We start from the raw sequence: 15,992 nt of genomic DNA, 5'->3' as shown, positions 1-15,992 counted from the left end.
CGCATCAGCCGGTCGTTGTGTTCCACGATATGAGCTTCCAACCCCAGCAGACGCAGCGTGTTGGCCGCCTCGAGTCCCAGCAGGCCGCCGCCGATCACCACACCGCGCGCCCCCGGGCCGCCCGCTTGGGCGGCGGCGCGGATGCGATCCAGATCCTCCACGGTCCGGTAGACGAAACACTGCGGCAGTTCGTGTCCCGGCACCGGCGGCACGAACGGATACGAGCCGGTGGCCAGAACCAGTCTGTCGTAGGCGATCACCGCGCCGAGCGAGGTGGTCACCGTGCGGGCGTCGCGATCGATCCGGTCCACCCGCTCGCCCAGCCGCAGATCCACCAGCTCGTCGTCCTGAAATCTATTGCCGGGCAGCGCGAGTGCGTCCGCATTCCAGCCATCGACGTAGGCGGACAGCCCGACCCGGTCGTAGGCGGGCAGTGCTTCCTCCCCGACGATGACGATCCGCCACCGTCCGTCGGTGTCGCGGGACCGCAGTGCCTCCGCGAACCGATGCCCGACCATGCCGTGACCGGCGACCACCACTGTCCTGCAAGCGGATTCGACCGTGGATTTCATCTGTCCTCCGTGGCTGGGTTCGGGCTCGGGCGTTTCGGTTCAGCGGATACGGGCCGAAGGCTCCTGTACCGCGGCGGTTTCGCCGCTCGACAACGCCTGCGTCACCGTCTCGAGCGTGGAGGGCTCGGACTTGCCGCCGCGCGCCGCGTGCGGCCGTCGCAGGAAGACCGCGGTCACCACCATCGCGCAGACCACGTAGAAGCCCATGAACACCCAGAACGCGGTGGTCGCCGAGTTGGTCGAGGCGTAGGAGGACCGGAACACCAGGTTGATGCCGACGCCGCCGAGCGCGCCCACCGCGCCCACGAAACCGATCAGCGCGCCGGAGGTGTTCTGCGACCAGGCCGCCTGGGTCGCCGGATTCGCTTGCAGGCTCTTGGATTTCGCCTCGAATACCGACGGGATGATCTTGGTGACCGAACCGTTGCCGATACCCGACAGCAGGAACAGCGCGATGAATCCCGCGACCAGCGCCACCATCGCCCCGCCGGTCGGCACGCCACCGTGCGCGTCACCGATCATCCCGGCGATACTGACCACCACCGCGGCCACGATCATGCCCAGGAACGTGTACAGCGTGACCTTGCTGCCGCCGAACCGATCGGACCACTTGCCGCCGTACGGGCGCATCACCGAGCCCAGCAGCGGGCCGATGAACGCGATCTGCGCGGCGTGCAGCGTGGCGTGCGCGACGCTCTCGCCACCGGCCTTGAAGCTGATCTGCAGAACCTGTCCGAACGCGAAGCTGAACCCGATGAACGAGCCGAAGGTGCCGATGTACAGGAACGCGATCGCCCACGACTGCGGCACCTTCAACGAGGTGAGCATGTAGGACATATCGGCCTTCTGGTTGCGCAGGTTGTCCATGTACAGCGCCGCGCCGACACCGGCGATCGCGATCAGCGCGAGATAGACCAGGCACACGATCGAGGCGTGTCCATAGGCGTTGCCGACCGTGGCGATGACCGCCAGTCCGACCAGCTGGATCAGCGGGACACCGAGATTGCCGCCGCCCGCGTTCATGCCCAGCGCCCAGCCCTTGAGCCGCTGCGGGTAGAAGGCGTTGATGTTCGTCATCGACGAGGCGAAATTGCCGCCGCCGAATCCGGCGAGCGCGGCGACCACCAGGAAGGTCGTGTACGAGGTGCCCGGATGGTTGACGAAATACAACGTCAGCAGGGTCGGAATCAGCAGCATGACCGCGCTGAAGATGGTCCAGTTGCGGCCGCCGAATCGGGCGGTCGCGACCGTGTACGGAATGCGGAGAAATCCGCCGACCAATGTCGGCACCGCACCGAGGAAGAATTTACCGGCCGGGTCGATGCCGAATTTATCGGTGGGCATGAACAGCACCATGACCGACCAGATCGACCAGATCGAGAAGCCCACATGCTCGGCGAATACCGACCACACCAGGTTTCGTTTGGCGATGTCCTTACCGCCTGCCTCCCAGGCCTGGACATCCTCTGCGTTCCAATTATCGATATTGCGATTGCGCGACAGCGTGCTCAACGGGGCCTCCCACATCAGGTTGGCTCAACCCTAGAAAAAGGGTATTTCCGCCATGCTGCGCGGAATGTCCGAGACGTCAACGGTTCCGCACGGATATGTGGTGCGGCTCGTGAGATCGTGCCGTTTGTTTCGGCAGTGTGACACGGCGGTTGTGTGCCCGTCACGAAGTAACCCGGCATTGCCCGGCGCGCGAGTGAGGGACATATCGCGTGCGGTGCGAGTGCGTTGGCCGGCCCCGCGCGGGCTCGCCCCGCGACGGCCGGGAAACTCTCGATGTGCTGACATGAGTGCATGTCAGCGTGCGAGGAGGTCACTCGATGGTAGCCGCGCAGCCCCGCCCGGACGCCGGGCCGACGGCCCTGTCAACCGCGTGGTCGAAGGATATGGGCCTGCGGATCCCCGTGGTCAACGCGCCGATGGGCGGGGTGGCCGGTGGGCGGCTGGCCGCGGCCGTCACCGCGGCCGGCGGCCTGGGCATGATCGGGATGGGCAGCGCGGGGTCGGTGGCCGCGCTCGAACGCGAGCTCGGACAGTTGGGCGAGGGCGCGGGGCCGTTCGGTATCGGACTGGTGGACTGGGTCGCGGCCGCCCAGCCGGGACTGCTCGACCGGGCCATCGCGGCGAAGCCGGTGCTGATCTCGGTGAGTTTCGGGACGGACCTGTCCTGGGTTCCCCGCGTCCGTGCGGCCGGAATCCGCACCGCCACACAGGTTTACAACGCCGAGGAGGCGCGGCGCGCGGAACAGGCCGGTGTCGAGGTGCTGGTGGCCCGCGGCACGGAGGGCGGCGGGCACGGCGCGGTGGAGATGGCCACGTTACCGCTGCTCGATGCGGTTCTCGGCGCGGTATCGGTTCCGGTGCTGGCGGCCGGGGGAATCGGCTCGGCCCCCAGCCTGGCCGCGGTGCTGACCGCGGGGGCGGCGGGTGCGTGGCTCGGCACCTGCCTGGCCGCCTGCCCGGAATCGCTGCTGTCGCGGGACGGCCGGCGGGCCATGATCGCCGCTCGCGGAACCGATACGATCCTCACCCGCGCCTTCGACGTCGGCATGGGATTGCCTTGGGCGACAAGGTTTCCCACGCGCGTACTGCGCAACGAGTTCGCCGAGCGGTGGACCGGCCGGGAGGAGGAGCTGTCCCGCGATCCGGCGGCACGGGAGTCGCTCGCCGCCGCGATCGCGCGAGCGGACCAGCGGGTGACGCCGATCGATGCCGGGCAGGGCGTCGGCCTGGTGACCGCCGCCGAACCGGTGGCGCAGGTGCTCGAGACATTGTGCGGGGGTGCCGCGCGGCTGCTCACGCGGTAGTTCAATCCTCGCTGCTGCGGCGGTCGCCCAGGAAGCGCAGCAGATCCGGATCGGCGGAGGTGAAGCGGTCCACCTCCTCACCGCCGGTGCACTGGCAGAGTACGACGGTCACCCGGTCCGCGCGGCGGTTCAGCACCCGCCACACCGCGCCGGAATCCTCCCAGCGTCGCAGGATCGCTACCGGGTCCGGCCGCTCCGATGATTCATGGGCCATGCGATCCATGATCGCGCACGGCACTCACCAGCGTTCGGGAGTCACGGGCGCGTCCCACGCCTTCGCGTAGCGGCTGTGGTCCGGGCGTTGCACGGCCTTGGCCCGGTAGACGATGTACGGGCGGGTGAGGTAACCGATCGGCGCGCTGAACATGTGCACGAGCCGGGTGTACGGCCACACGCCGATCAGTGTCAGCACGATCACCCCGTGCGCCTGGAACGTCCAGGGTGTGCCGACCATGAGTTCCGGATGCGGGTGCAGCGTGAAAATGCTGCGGAACCAAGGAGATACGGTTTCGCGGTAGTTGTAGGCGCCCCACAGCAGATTACTGCCGAGGGTGTTGAGGAGCCCGGTGATCAGGGCCGCGGCCAACAGAACGTACATGATCTTGTCGTTGTTCGTGGTGGCCTTGCGCACCGCGGGCACGGTGACTCGGCGGTACAGCAGGATCGCGATTCCGGCGACGACCGCGAGTCCGGCGACCGAGCCCGCCGAGACCGCCACCACGTGGTACAGCTCCTCGGACACGCCCACCGCATCGGTCCACGACCGCGGGATCAGCACACCCAGGACGTGACCGCCGATGACCCCGAGCATGCCGAAATGGAACAGCGGACTGCCCAGTCGCAGCAGCCGGCTCTCGTACAACTGCGAAGACCTTGTGGTCCAACCGAATTGGTCGGTGCGGTAGCGCCACAGATGGCCCAGCACGAAGGAGGTGAAGGCGATGTAGGGCAGGATCAGCCAGACGTCGGTAGTCATCGCCGGGCCTGCGATCCGTCGAACAGTGCGGGGTCCATCGTGTAGGGGTCCATCCCGACCTCCTCGTCCGGTGGTCCGGCCGCGGCCAGTTCGGCGATTCGGCGGCGGTCCGCGACCGTCAGCGGCGGCAGTGTGGCGACCACCGCGGCAACGACGTCCGCATAGGGAGATCCGTTGTCGCGCAGCGACAACCGCAGCAGTTCGATGACCGGGATGTGCTCGCCGAGCAGGCGCTCGCCGCCGACCGGGTCGACCGTCGCGGCGAATTCGAGCAGGACGGGCAGGTGGTCGGGCAGCTCCCGGTCGTCGAGTTCGACGCCCGCGTGCCGGTAGGCGTGTTTGAAGCGCAGCAGGGCCATTCCGCGCTTGCGCGTGTCGCCGTAGGCGTAGAACGTGAGGTGCATGCTGGAGCGGCGGCGCATGTCGAAGGTCTCGACATATTGCTGGGCGAGGTCGATCGGTGCGGACGCGCCGATGTGGTCGAGGAAGCGCCGCAACGGGATTCGCGCCTCATCGGGGAGATGGGCTGCCGCGTCCGCGATTCGGTCGACGGCGGTGAACAGGTGTTCGTCGGGATAGTCCAGCAGGAGGGCCGCGGTGCGCCAGATCAGGCGGCGATTCCGCTCGGACATCTGCACGGCGGGTTCGGGGCGGCGGCGTAATTTCAACAGGGTCATCGCTCGGCCCCGCTCGAAATCGGCGTCACGTCGTCGGCAGAGTTCTCGTTGCCGTTGCCGTTGCCGTTGCCGTTGCCGTTGCCGTTGCCGTTGCCGTTGCCGTTGCCGTTGCCGTTGCCGTTGCCGTTCGCTCGGCTCGCGTTGGCTCCGTTGCCATTGGCGGCGGCTCGGCCGGAGCCGTTCGCGGAGTGGCCGTTGCCGTTCGCGGCCGCCGGGACGAGTCCGTCGGTACTGCGACCGTCCCAGTTCAGCAGGTTGATCCGGTTCGTCTTCTGTTCCGGGGCAGCGTCATTGGCATCGGTGAGGTGGAACTTCTCGACCATGGTGTCGAATGCCGTCATCCCCGGCCCGCCGTCGGTGTCCAGGCTGCAGCCGGTGGCGAGCGAATCCAACTCGTGCGCCTGTGATGTCGCGCCCTGTGGAATCACGTACCGGTGTTCGTATTTCGCGATGGCCAGCAGCCGGTACATGGCCTCGATCTCCTCGGGCTCGAGCCGCACCGACGGCGCGATCGCGGGATCGGGTTCCTTGCCGAGATTCACCGACCGCATGAACGAGCGCATGGCCGCCAGGCGCTGCATGGCCGCGCGCACCGGCCCGATCTCACCGGCGGTGAACAGTTCGGCGAGATATTCGATCGGAATACGCAGCGCGTCGATGGCGCCGAACAGGTTCGAGGCATCCTCGCCGTCGTGTCCGGTCCGCGACAGCGACTCCACCACCGGCGACAGCGGCGGCACGTACCAGACCATCGGCATGGTGCGGTATTCCGGATGCAGCGGCAGGGCGATCTGATAGTCCACGATCAGCTTGTACACCGGCGAATTCTGCGCGGCCTCCAGCCAATCCGGGCTGATCCCGGCGCGTTCTGCCTCGGCGATCACGCGCGGATCGTGCGGATTGAGGAACACTCCGAGCTGGCTGGGATACAGATCCTTCGGATCGGTGACCGAGGCCGCCTCGAGCACGGCGTCCGCGTCGTACAGCATCACGCCGATATAGCGCAGCCGCCCCACGCAGGTCTCCGAGCACACCGTCGGAATGCCGACCTCCACCCGCGGGTAGCAGAACGTGCACTTCTCCGCCTTGCCCGTCTTGTGGTTGAAATAGACCTTCTTGTAAGGACATCCGGTGACGCACTGCCGCCAGCCGCGGCAGGCGTCCTGATCCACGAGCACGATGCCGTCCTCGGACCGCTTGTAGATCGCCCCGGACGGGCAGGAGGCCACGCAGGACGGATTCAGGCAGTGTTCACAGATCCTGGGCAGATAGAACATGAAGGTCTGCTCGAATTCGAGCTTGACCTGCTCCGAGAGCCGGGCCAGCAGCGGGTCCCGGCCGACCTGCTCCGGGCCCGAGCCCAGGTCGTCGTCCCAGTTCGCGCCCCAGGTGATCGTCGTATCCTCGCCGGTGATCAGGGATTTCGGCCGTGCGACGGGAGTGGTGTCCATGGCCGGGGCGGACAGCAGGTTGTCGTAGTCGTAACTCCACGGCTCGTAGTAGTCCTCGACCGTGGGCAGATCCGGATTGGCGAAGATGTTGAGCAGCCGCTTCATTCGCGATCCGGATTTCAGGGTGAGCCGGCCGCGCCGGGTGAGCCGCCAGCCGCCCTGCCACTTCTCCTGATCCTGGTACTGGCGCGGATAACCTTGCCCCGGGCGAGTTTCCACATTGTTGAACCACATGTACTCGGTGCCGCCGCGATTGGTCCAGGCCTGCTTGCAGGTGACGCTGCAGGTGTGACAGCCGATGCACTTGTCCAGGTTCATCACCATGGCCATCTGCGCCATGACACGCATATCAGTACTCCACTTCCTGCGAGCGTTTGCCGTGTTGAGTGGGCACAGCGTGGTGACCTCGTCGGGTTCGCATCAGTACTCCACTTTTTGCGAGCGTTTGCCGTGTTGAGTGGGCACAGCGTGGTGACCTCGTCGGGTTCGCATCAGTACTCCACTTTTTGCGAGCGTTTGCGGATCGTGGTGACCTCGTCGCGCTGATTTCCGGTGGGGCCGTGGTAGTTCAGCGCGAACGATTGCTGTGCGTACCCGCCGATGAGGTGCGTGGGTTTGATCATGATGCGGGTGAGGGCGTTGTGGATGCCGCCGCGTTTGCCCTTACCGGGCTGCTGTTCCGGTGCGGCCCAATCGAATCCGTTCGCCGCCGCGTCCGGCCGCCCCTCGATGCGCGGCACGCCGACCGCCCGGTCCTGGGCGTGATACATGAACACGGTGCCCTCGGGCATTCGGTGGCTGACGATCGCGCGTGCGACGACGACGCCGTTGCGGTTCACCGCCTCGATCCAGTCGTTGTCCGCCACACCGATCTTCGCCGCGTCCCGGTCCGACATCCAGATCGCCTGTCCGCCGCGAGACAGCGTCAGCATGTGCAGGTTGTCCTGATACGCCGAGTGGATCGACCACTTCGAATGCGGTGTGAGGTACCGAACGGTGACGCCGTTGTCACCGACGGCCCCCACACCCGGTTCGCTGAACAAAGCGCTCATGTCCAGCGGCGGGCGGAAGATCGGCAGCTGTTCGCCGAGTTCGGCCATCCAGTCGTGATCGAGATAGAAGTGCTGGCGTCCGGTCAGGGTGTGCCAGGGCTTGAGGCGTTCGGTGTTGATCGTGAACGGGGAATAGCGTCGACCGCCGGTTTCGCTGCCGGACCACTCGGGCGAGGTGATGACCGGCACCGGACGGGACTGGGTGTCGGGGAAGGTGATTCGCTTGCCTTCGTGTTCGGCGGCCAGATCCGCCAGCTTGGTGCCGGTGCGGCGTTCGAGCGCCTCGAATCCCTCCACCGCGAGCCTTCCGTTGGTGGTGCCGGACAGCGCGAGGATCGCCTCGGCGGCGTGGGTGTCCTTGGCCAGCGACGGACGACCCTGTGCCACACCGGAAACCACGGTGCCGTTCACTCCGGCGAGGTAGGCGACCTCCTGGTCCGGATAGGTCGTCACGCCCTTCGTGGTGACGCCGAGCGACTCGATCAGCGGGCCCAGCGCCGCCATCTTCTCCGCGATCTTCGGATAATCGCGTTCCACCACAACCAGTTTGGGCATGGTCTTGCCGGGCACGGGCTCGCACTCACCGGCTTTCCAGTCCAGCACCCGTCCGCGCGCCTGCGCCAGCGCGTCGGGCGAATCATGTTGCAGTGGAACGGCGACGACGTCCCTGCGTACGCCCAGATGTTTCTCGGCCATCCAGGAGAACCCCCGGGCGATGCGGTGGAACGCCTCGAAATCGGTCTTGGCCTCCCACGGCGGGGAGATGGCGGGGGAGAAGGAGTGCACGAACGGGTGCATATCGGTCGAGGACAGGTCGTGCTTCTCGTACCAGGTCGCCGCGGGCAGCACGATATCGGAGAACAACGTCGTGCTGGTCATCCGGAAGTCCAGGGACAGCAGCAGATCCAGCTTGCCGGTCGGTGCCTGCTCGCGCCAGACCAGCTCCGCCGGCCGTACCCCGGCGCTGTCGGTGGTTTGCAGATTGGAGTCCGCGCCCAGCAGATGCTTGTGGAAGTATTCGTTGCCCTTACCCGATGAGCCGAGCAGATTGGCCCGCCACACCGTCAGGCAGCGCGGGAAGTTCTCCGGCGCGTCGGGGTCCTCGCACGCGAAACGCAGTGCGCCCGAGGTCAGCTCGTCCACGACGTGATCCGCGGCGGGCTTGCCGGACCGCTCGGCCTCATCGGCCAGATCCAGCGGATTGCGGTCGAAGGTCGGATAGGTCGGCATCCAGCCCAGCCGGCCGGCCAGGGCGATATTGTCCGCCGCGGTGCGCCCGGCGAAGGCTCCCCGGCCCAGCGGCGAGGCGAACGCCTCGGCGGTGAACGGATCGTAGCGCCACTGGTCGTTGGTCAGATACCAGAACACCGTGCCCTGCATCTGGCGCGGCGGTCGCTGCCAGTCCAAGCCGAAAGCCAGTGTGGACCAACCGGTTACGGGCCGGCACTTCTCCTGGCCGACGTAATGCGCCCAGCCGCCGCCGTTCACGCCCTGACAGCCGGTGAGCAGCGTGAGGGTGAAGAAGGCGCGATAGATCTGATCCGAATGGAACCAGTGATTGGTGCCCGCGCCCATCAGGATCATCGAACGCCCGCCGGATTGTTCGGCGTTGTCGGCGAATTCGCGTGCGACCCGCTCGGCCTGGGCGGCCGGAACGCCGGTGATGGTTTCCTGCCAGGCCGGGGTGTAGGGCTGGGAGGCGTCGTCGTATCCGGTGGGCCAGGCGCCGGGCAGCCCGTCCCGCGCCACCCCGTACTGGGCCAGCAGCAGATCGAAGACGGTCGTGACCCGTTTACCGGCGACGAGTGTCGTCGGAACGCCGCGCAATACCTTGCCGGGGACGTCGCTGTCGAAGCGGGGCAGCAGCAGGGGGACCGCCTGTGCGTCCGGACGTCCGTGCAATGTCAGCAGGGGATCCACGCCCTCGAGGTCCAGATTCCACTTCCCGGCGTCCGCGCCGCTGAAGCGGTGTCCCAGAGAACCGTTGGGCACCACCGGATTCGCCGCGTCGTCGAGCAGGACCATCTTGTGCTCGCTGCCCTCGTCGTCCTGTCCGAGGTCGGCGGCGGTGAGGAATTTGCCCGGCAGCATGCCCTCGTCGTGATACCGGCCCTCGGCGTCCCAGCCGCCCGCCTCGTCCAGGCAGACCAGGAACGGCAGATCGGTATAGCGCTTGACGTAATCCTCGAACCGCGGCGTCGTCCGGTCGACGAAGAATTCCTCGAGCACCACGTGCCCCATCGACATGGCAAGTGCCGCATCGGTTCCCGGGCGCGCGGGCAGCCACTCGTCCGCGAATTTGGTGTTGTCCGCGTAATCGGGGGAGACCACGACGACCTTCTGCCCCCGATAGCGCGCCTCGGTCATGTAGTGCGCGTCCGGGGTGCGGGTCACCGGGACGTTCGAGCCCCACATGATCAGATATCCGGCGTCGAACCAGTCGGCCGATTCCGGGACGTCGGTCTGATCGCCGAACACCTGCGGTGAGGCCACCGGCAGGTCGGCGTACCAGTCGTAGAACGAGAGCATCGACCCGCCCAGCAGCGAGATGAACCGCGCGCCGACCGCATGGCTGACCATCGACATGGCCGGAATCGGGGAGAAGCCCGCGACTCGGTCCGGGCCGTACCGTTTGATCGTGTGCACATGTGCCGCGGCGGCGATTTCGGCCGCCTCCCACCATTCGGCGCGGACGAAGCCGCCCTTGCCGCGCGCGGATTTGTACCGGCGGGCCCGCTCGGGATCCTCGACCAGTTCGGCCCAGGCCAGTACGGGATCCTTCACCCGCGCCTTGATCTCGCGGTACATCTCCAGCAGAACTCCGCGCACATACGGATACCGCACGCGCGCAGGGGAATACGTGTACCAGGAGAAGGATGCGCCGCGCGGGCAGCCGCGCGGCTCGTACTCGGGCTTGTCCGCGCCCACCGAGGGATAGTCGGTCTGCTGCGATTCCCAGGTGATCACGCCGTCCTTGACGTAGATCTTCCACGAGCACGAGCCCGTGCAGTTCACCCCGTGCGTGGACCGCACCACCTTGTCGTGTGACCACCGGTCCCGGTAGAACTCGTCGGCCTCGCGCCCGCCCTGTTTGTGCAGGATGCGCTGGTCGGCCGAAATCTCACCACGCTGGAAATATCTGCCGAGTCCCAGTAGTGCGTCTCCGGCGTCCTCGATCCCGGTGCGCGCAGCGGAGCCGGATGCCGATCCTCGGGCACGTGAGTTGACCATGATGCCCCTTCGAGCGGATGGCAGGCTGACGAATCCGACTGTAAAGACCCATCCGGAACAGGCAAAACAGATCTCTCACAACCCATTCGAGCCGGCTGTGCGCTGTGAGGCCGCTGCAACCTACCGGTCACCACCGACCGCGGTGATCCGCGTCACCGCTCACCGGTGAACAGGCCCTACGCCCCCGGATTCCGCAAATCCGGGGCGGCGCCCCCGGCTGGTTCGGCAACCGGTGATGGATTGGAAACCGCGCCTTCTCGGACGGTTTACATTAATTAACACGTTCCCGGCGCGCTGCGAGCGGCGGATTTCGCCCCGGCGCGGTCGAATCCGGCCGGTGTTCGCGACCCGTGGTGAGCGCGCGGCGCGCGGGTCTCAGTGTCCTGCCGCGGTGAGCCGGTGATCCGCCTCGAGCAGCATCCAGCCGCTGAGCTGGACCGACAGGTCGCGGCTCAGATTCGCCGCGGAACCGGTCGAGGAATGCGTGAGCTGGGTGAAGGTGCCCGGGTGGTCCGGCACGGTGACCGGGCGGGTCCAATCCATCCCGAACAGCGGCAGGCCGCCCACCTCGGCCCGATGTTCCCAGGCCGCCCGCGCGGAGGTGTGCACGATTTCCGCGGCGGTGGTGTCGCCGAGAACGAGTGCGGCTTCGGCGAGATATCTGGCGAGGATGCCCATGAACAGCCCGGAGTCGTTCGCGGCGGCCGCCCCGATCACACCACCGGTGGTGAGCCGGTCCGCGGTCGCCGCGATGAGTTCTGCCGCGCGCTTTCGGTAAGTCGGATCGCCTGTGCGCGTGGCCAATTCGGTTTCCAGGCCGATGGCCGCACCCTCGCAGTAGGTCGGCGTGGCGTGGTCCACCCGGCCCTCGGGTTCGTGCACGCCGTCGACGATCAGGCCGCTGTCCCGGTCGCGCAGCCGGGTCTGCAAGAAGTCGGAAAGTGCTGCGGCGCGGGCTAATTCGCCCGACCGGGCCATCGCGATACCGGTCGGGCCGATCGCGGAGGTGGAGTAGTAGTTGTCGTGCGACCGCCACGGCACCGCGCCGATGTCCGGTCGCCATCCGGCGTACAGAGCGCGGTGCAGATCCCCGACCGCCCCGCCGAACCCGATGCCGAGCAGTCGTTCGGCGCGTTCGAGCGCCAGTATCAGCCAGGACATGTCGTCGTAGTAGCCGTTGGTCCAGCCGGTGAGATTGCGGACCCGGATGCCGCGTGCGAGGGCGAAGATCCGGGCGATGCGTTCGGGGGTGCGAGCGCGGACCGCGGCGTCCACCGCGCAGTCGAGCAGATGCGCCTGCCACCAGTAACACCATCGCCCCAGCAGCAACTGTTCCCACAGCGAAGCGGGCCAGACGAGGGTGCCCAGTTGCACCTGCGGCTCACCCCAGAGCGGGCGCACATAACGCCGCACGATGGCCTGTTCCGCCAGGTCGGCCCGTTGCCCGGACTCCTCGGGGCCGGACGGCGCCTCCGGAGTGATCATCACCGCCTGGGTCGGCTGCGCGGTAGCCGTCAACGCGACCCAGGCCCCGGCCGCGACCAGGATGCTGCGCCGACCGATTCTGTTGTTCCGGCGATCCATCCGCTCGGACTCCCTCATACCCAACAACGATCACCGGAGCGGAAATTGTGCATTTCCATCGTATCGGGCGACGATCCGCGGCGCGCGGCGTCCCCGGCGGGCGCGGAGCCGCGCTCGCCCCTGGTGGTGACCGGTCCCGCTGTCGGCAAGGGGGCGTTGTGGTGGCGGGGTCGCCCCGCCCCGGACGCTGCGAGAGCTGCACATGATGCGCTCGAGTGCTCGAATCCGTTCGAAGCCACAGTCGTTCGTCAAGATGAACGCCGCCGATATCGTCGCCCGGTGGGCTGCGGAGGCGGCGAGCAGGGCATGACCGAAGCCCGGATCTTCTTCCTGGTGGACCCTGCCACCCGTCGACATCGGACGTACCGCCCCAAGCAAACCCTGGGCTCCGACCGCGACGATGACCCTCGCCCAGGCGAAGGACTACCGCGGCCGGCTGATGCACGAACGAAAATTCTTCGCGGACACCCAGAACGAAGAGATCTACGAACGAGAGTTCTGCCTCTGCGAACACTGAACCACGCGGCTGCAAAGGGGTGCACGACACCGTGTGCCCCCGCCGACAACTGTGCTCTCGGCTCGCGCATGTCCTGCCGTGACCGGAATGTCTCGGCGTGAACCACTGTTGGGCAACAGCTTTCGTCGGCGACGATCGTGTGATGCGGCTTCGCGCGGTCCGGCGACCCTGTCGCTCGATTCGCCTGCTCGCATACTACCGGGTCCCAGCGGTGGAAATCGTTGCGGCGCATCACTGCGGCAGCCGCGATGATCAGGATCGCGCCACGGTGGTGAACAGTTCCACGATCCGTCGCGCGGCTGGATGGTCGGCGATCGTCTTGCGGACGGCGATGGCGATGTCGCGAACCGGGGTTGGGTCGACCAACCGCCGGGCGATCGCCCGTTCCGGCAGGTCCATCGCGGCCAGGCGGGGCATCACGGTGATACCGATCCCCGTGGCGACGAACGCCAGTGACGTGCGGTAATCGGGTGCGTGCACCTGGAATCGCGGGGTGATACCGGCGCTGGCACAGGCGTTCACGAGCACACGCCGGCATATGTCGTCGTTGTGTTCGTTGTCGATCCAGGAGCGGTCGGCGAGCTCTGCCAGGCGCACGTCGGCGCGCCCGGCGAGTGGATCGTCCGCGGGGACCACCACCACGTAGGGGTCCGAAACCAGCCGGTGCACGACAACGGCGGCCGGCGACGCGACCTCGGGAAGCCCGGTGCGGGGATCGGCGACGATGATCTCGACGTCGTGCTGCCCGGAGTTGAACTCCGCGATGCGCAATTCGAGCCGCAGCTCCGGGAATTCACCGCGTAGCGCGTCGACGATGGGCGGCAACCAGGTCGCGCCGACCGAGGTGACGTAACCGATGGACAGGCTGCCCGCCCGGCCGGCGCGCAGATCGCCGACCACTGCGTCCAGACGGTTCAGCTCCTGGAACAATGCCTCGGATTCGGCGGCCAGCGCACGACCGGCCGCGGTCGGTTCGAGGCCGCGGCCGACTCGATTCGTCAATCGCAGCCCGGTCTGCCGCTGCAGCGCCGCCAGTTGCTGACTCGCCGCCGACGGCGTGTAGCCCAGAGCCGCGGCGCTGGCCCGCAACGAGCCGGTCGCGACCACCGTGCGCAGCAACTGAAGCCGGGTGATGTCGAGCATGTCGTGATTGTACAGTTCAACTGAACAATGGTTCCGAATTATTCACTTGTCCTGTCTGGTTGGCGTGATGACGATAGCGGAGTGTCTACCGATCCCCAGTCGCTCCCGTCTCGTGCTCCCGCGCCGTCCGCCGGCCCTACTGCCGACTGGCGCAGTGCGGGGGCGGCGCTGGTCGCTGTCCTGTTGTGGGCGTCGGCCTTCGTCGCCATCCGTGATGCGGGCCCGACGCTGTCGCCCGCGCCCATGGCCCTGATGCGGCTGGCGGTCGCGGCCTCCTCGCTCACCGTGCTCGCGACGATGAGGCCGGGCGCGTGGCAGCGGCCACGACGCGGCCGAAAGCCATTGCTGCTCATCGCGATCTACGCAGTGCTGTGGCTCGCCGGTTACACCGTCGCGCTCAATTCCGCCGAACGACACCTGGATGCGGGCACGGCGGCGCTGCTGGTGAACGTCGCTCCGCTGCTGGTGGCCTTCGGCGCGGGAATGCTGTTCGACGAGGGGCTGTGTTGGTGCAGAAGGCCGCGCTGCGCTACGTAGACGGTTTCACCGCCATCTGGCTCGGCTGTGTGATCGGCACGGTCGTGTTGCTGCCGTGGGCGCCGCAGCTGGCGCGCGAGCTGGCGAACGCGCCGGCGCGCACCGTGTTCGACGCCGTGTATCTCGGACTGTTCCCTACCGCATTGGGTTTCACCGCGTGGTCGTACGCGCTGAGCCGCACACCCGCCGGCCGGCTCAGCACCACCAGCTATGCCGTGCCCGCCCTCTCGATCGTGCTGTCGTGGCTGCTGCTGGACGAGGTGCCCACGCCCTGGGCCCTGATAGGCGGCATCATCTGCCTTGCGGGCGTGGCCGTTTCGCGTCGCCGGGGAGTTGAGCGAAAGAGTCTTCGGCCCGGGGCCGACCCGGGCCGCCGGAGTGTGCGCGGACGCGCCATCGGCGGGCACGGATCGCGAACAGCGGCAGCGGGGAACATCGGTGGGGCCGGTGGTAGTTGTTCCCTGCGAGCGGAGAAGGAGTGGTGATGCTGGCTATCGGTTTCGACGAGCCCGGAGGTCCGGAAGTGCTGCGCGCGGTGCAGGTGCCCGAACCGCATGCGGGGCCGGGACAGGTCCGGATCCGGGTCGCGGCGGCGACGGTGAACCCGTCCGACCTGGTGACCAGGAGCGGTGCGGCGCACGATCGGTATCGCGACGTGACGCCGCCGTACGTGCCGGGATGGGATGCGGCCGGCGTGATCGACGAGATCGGTCCCGGGTCGCGCTGGCAGGTCGGGGACCAGGTCGTCGCGATCACCAAACCGGTGTTGGAAGGGGGCGGTGCGTACGCGGAAAGGATTGTGGTCTCCGATGATTCGGTGGCGCCGATCCCTGCCGGAGCCGATGTCGTCGCGGCGGCCACGCTGCCGATGAACGGGCTCACCGCCGCCCTCGCGCTGGATGCGGCCGGTGCCCGGCCGGGCGGGACGATCGCGGTGACCGGTGCGGCGGGCGCGGTCGGCGGGTACGTGATCCAGTTGGCCCGGCATCGCGAACTCACCGTGCTCGCCGACGCCGCACCCCGGGACGAGCAACTGGTCGCCGACCTCGGTGCCGATGTCGTCCTCGCGCGGGGCGACGATTTCGCTCGCCGCGTCCGCGACCGGGTACCCGGCGGCGTCGACAGTGTGATCGACTGCGCGCTGCAGGGAGCCGCCGTACTGCCCGCCGTGCGCGACAACGGATCCTATGTCGCGCTGCGGCCGCCCCGGTTGAGCGGAGCCGTCGAATCGGAGCGTGGTATCGCCGTGGACTACATCATGGTTCTGGACCGCGTCCACGATTCGGCCACGCTCACCGAACTGAGCCGCCTGGCCTCCGACGGCGTGCTGACTCTGCGTGTGGCCCAGACCTTTCCGGCCGCGCAGGCCGCCGACGCGCATCGCATGCTGGAAGCCGGAGGTGTGCGCGGCCGTATCGTGCTGACCTTCTGAGCGG

The 15,992-nt window shown here is 67.6% G+C and carries 14 protein-coding genes; 5 read left to right on the top strand and 9 right to left on the bottom strand.

The features are described from left to right. Together AC5WS7_RS36540 and AC5WS7_RS36535 are read right to left on the bottom strand one after the other, a co-directional pair. A partial coding sequence (locus tag AC5WS7_RS36540; protein WP_495959206.1) for an FAD-dependent oxidoreductase occupies nt 1–572 on the bottom strand: 572 nt, incomplete at its 3' end. Nucleotides 573–611: 39 nt separating this feature from the next. Further along, nucleotides 612–2,084: a nitrate/nitrite transporter gene (locus AC5WS7_RS36535; protein ID WP_495959205.1), complete on the bottom strand. Its 1,473-nt coding sequence runs from the start codon at nt 2,082–2,084 to the stop codon at nt 612–614. A gap of 317 nt (nt 2,085–2,401) precedes the next feature. Between AC5WS7_RS36535 and AC5WS7_RS36530 the strand changes: the two genes are divergently transcribed. After that, the gene (locus AC5WS7_RS36530) at nt 2,402–3,388 is read left to right on the top strand and encodes an NAD(P)H-dependent flavin oxidoreductase (protein WP_495959204.1); all 987 of its coding nucleotides are present in this window, start codon (nt 2,402–2,404) and stop codon (nt 3,386–3,388) included. A 1-nt stretch (nt 3,389) separates the two neighbouring features. Here the strand turns inward: AC5WS7_RS36530 and AC5WS7_RS36525 are convergent, their stop codons facing one another. From AC5WS7_RS36525 to AC5WS7_RS36500, 6 genes are all read right to left on the bottom strand, one after another. After that, a complete protein-coding gene (locus AC5WS7_RS36525; RefSeq protein ID WP_495959203.1) occupies nt 3,390–3,602 on the bottom strand; it encodes a hypothetical protein in 213 nt (70 codons plus the stop codon). Between the two features lie 24 nt (nt 3,603–3,626). Further along, entirely contained in the window at nt 3,627–4,364 is a 738-nt protein-coding gene (narI, locus tag AC5WS7_RS36520; protein WP_495959202.1) for a respiratory nitrate reductase subunit gamma, read from the bottom strand. Continuing rightward, a complete protein-coding gene (gene narJ, locus AC5WS7_RS36515) occupies nt 4,361–5,041 on the bottom strand; it encodes a nitrate reductase molybdenum cofactor assembly chaperone (protein WP_495959201.1) in 681 nt (226 codons plus the stop codon). Before narJ ends, narI begins: the two co-directional genes overlap by 4 nt. Continuing rightward, entirely contained in the window at nt 5,038–6,840 is a 1,803-nt protein-coding gene (gene narH / locus AC5WS7_RS36510; RefSeq protein ID WP_495959200.1) for a nitrate reductase subunit beta, read from the bottom strand. Before narH ends, narJ begins: the two co-directional genes overlap by 4 nt. Before the next feature lie 143 nt (nt 6,841–6,983). Beyond that, nucleotides 6,984–10,775, bottom strand: a complete 3,792-nt coding sequence (locus AC5WS7_RS36505) for a nitrate reductase subunit alpha (RefSeq protein ID WP_495959199.1) — start codon at nt 10,773–10,775, stop codon at nt 6,984–6,986. Nucleotides 10,776–11,150: 375 nt separating this feature from the next. After that, the gene (locus AC5WS7_RS36500) at nt 11,151–12,377 is read right to left on the bottom strand and encodes a glycoside hydrolase family 76 protein (RefSeq protein WP_495959198.1); all 1,227 of its coding nucleotides are present in this window, start codon (nt 12,375–12,377) and stop codon (nt 11,151–11,153) included. Nucleotides 12,378–12,498: 121 nt separating this feature from the next. Between AC5WS7_RS36500 and AC5WS7_RS36495 the strand changes: the two genes are divergently transcribed. Further along, on the top strand, nt 12,499–12,669 hold the full coding sequence (locus AC5WS7_RS36495) for a DUF4246 domain-containing protein (protein ID WP_495959221.1): 171 nt from the start codon (nt 12,499–12,501) through the stop codon (nt 12,667–12,669). 459 nt (nt 12,670–13,128) lie between these two features. Here the strand turns inward: AC5WS7_RS36495 and AC5WS7_RS36490 are convergent, their stop codons facing one another. Continuing rightward, nucleotides 13,129–14,019, bottom strand: a complete 891-nt coding sequence (locus tag AC5WS7_RS36490; protein WP_495959197.1) for a LysR family transcriptional regulator — start codon at nt 14,017–14,019, stop codon at nt 13,129–13,131. A gap of 81 nt (nt 14,020–14,100) precedes the next feature. On the opposite strand from AC5WS7_RS36490, the gene AC5WS7_RS36485 reads away from it, so the two are divergent. The 3 genes from AC5WS7_RS36485 to AC5WS7_RS36475 are packed head-to-tail and all read left to right on the top strand — an operon-like array spanning nt 14,101 to nt 15,988. Continuing rightward, nucleotides 14,101–14,556 (top strand): DMT family transporter, encoded by a 456-nt coding sequence (locus AC5WS7_RS36485; protein ID WP_495959196.1) that lies wholly within the window; start codon nt 14,101–14,103, stop codon nt 14,554–14,556. Next, nucleotides 14,523–15,041, top strand: a complete 519-nt coding sequence (locus tag AC5WS7_RS36480; protein ID WP_495959195.1) for a DMT family transporter — start codon at nt 14,523–14,525, stop codon at nt 15,039–15,041. The genes AC5WS7_RS36485 and AC5WS7_RS36480 overlap by 34 nt, the downstream gene beginning before the upstream one ends. Then, nucleotides 15,041–15,988: an NADP-dependent oxidoreductase gene (locus tag AC5WS7_RS36475; protein ID WP_495959194.1), complete on the top strand. Its 948-nt coding sequence runs from the start codon at nt 15,041–15,043 to the stop codon at nt 15,986–15,988. The genes AC5WS7_RS36480 and AC5WS7_RS36475 overlap by 1 nt, the downstream gene beginning before the upstream one ends. The last annotated feature ends 4 nt before the right edge of the window (nt 15,989–15,992 follow it).

The organism is Nocardia sp. PLKS1-43 (assembly GCF_059510335.1).
Note: the sequence above shows the minus strand (reverse complement) of the source record. Positions and strands in the feature narration are given on the sequence as shown.

Excerpts from the sequence above, each read along its gene's own strand:
- AC5WS7_RS36500 (WP_495959198.1), bottom strand. The coding sequence starts at position 12,377 with ATGAGGGAGTCCGAGCGGATGGATCGCCGGAACAACAGAATCGGTCGG.
- narH (WP_495959200.1), bottom strand. The coding sequence starts at position 6,840 with ATGCGTGTCATGGCGCAGATGGCCATGGTGATGAACCTGGACAAGTGC.
- AC5WS7_RS36530 (WP_495959204.1), top strand. The coding sequence starts at position 2,402 with ATGGTAGCCGCGCAGCCCCGCCCGGACGCCGGGCCGACGGCCCTGTCA.
- narJ (WP_495959201.1), bottom strand. The coding sequence starts at position 5,041 with ATGACCCTGTTGAAATTACGCCGCCGCCCCGAACCCGCCGTGCAGATG.
- AC5WS7_RS36525 (WP_495959203.1), bottom strand. The coding sequence starts at position 3,602 with ATGGCCCATGAATCATCGGAGCGGCCGGACCCGGTAGCGATCCTGCGA.
- AC5WS7_RS36505 (WP_495959199.1), bottom strand. The coding sequence starts at position 10,775 with ATGGTCAACTCACGTGCCCGAGGATCGGCATCCGGCTCCGCTGCGCGC.
- narI (WP_495959202.1), bottom strand. The coding sequence starts at position 4,364 with ATGACTACCGACGTCTGGCTGATCCTGCCCTACATCGCCTTCACCTCC.
- AC5WS7_RS36475 (WP_495959194.1), top strand. The coding sequence starts at position 15,041 with ATGCTGGCTATCGGTTTCGACGAGCCCGGAGGTCCGGAAGTGCTGCGC.
- AC5WS7_RS36490 (WP_495959197.1), bottom strand. The coding sequence starts at position 14,019 with ATGCTCGACATCACCCGGCTTCAGTTGCTGCGCACGGTGGTCGCGACC.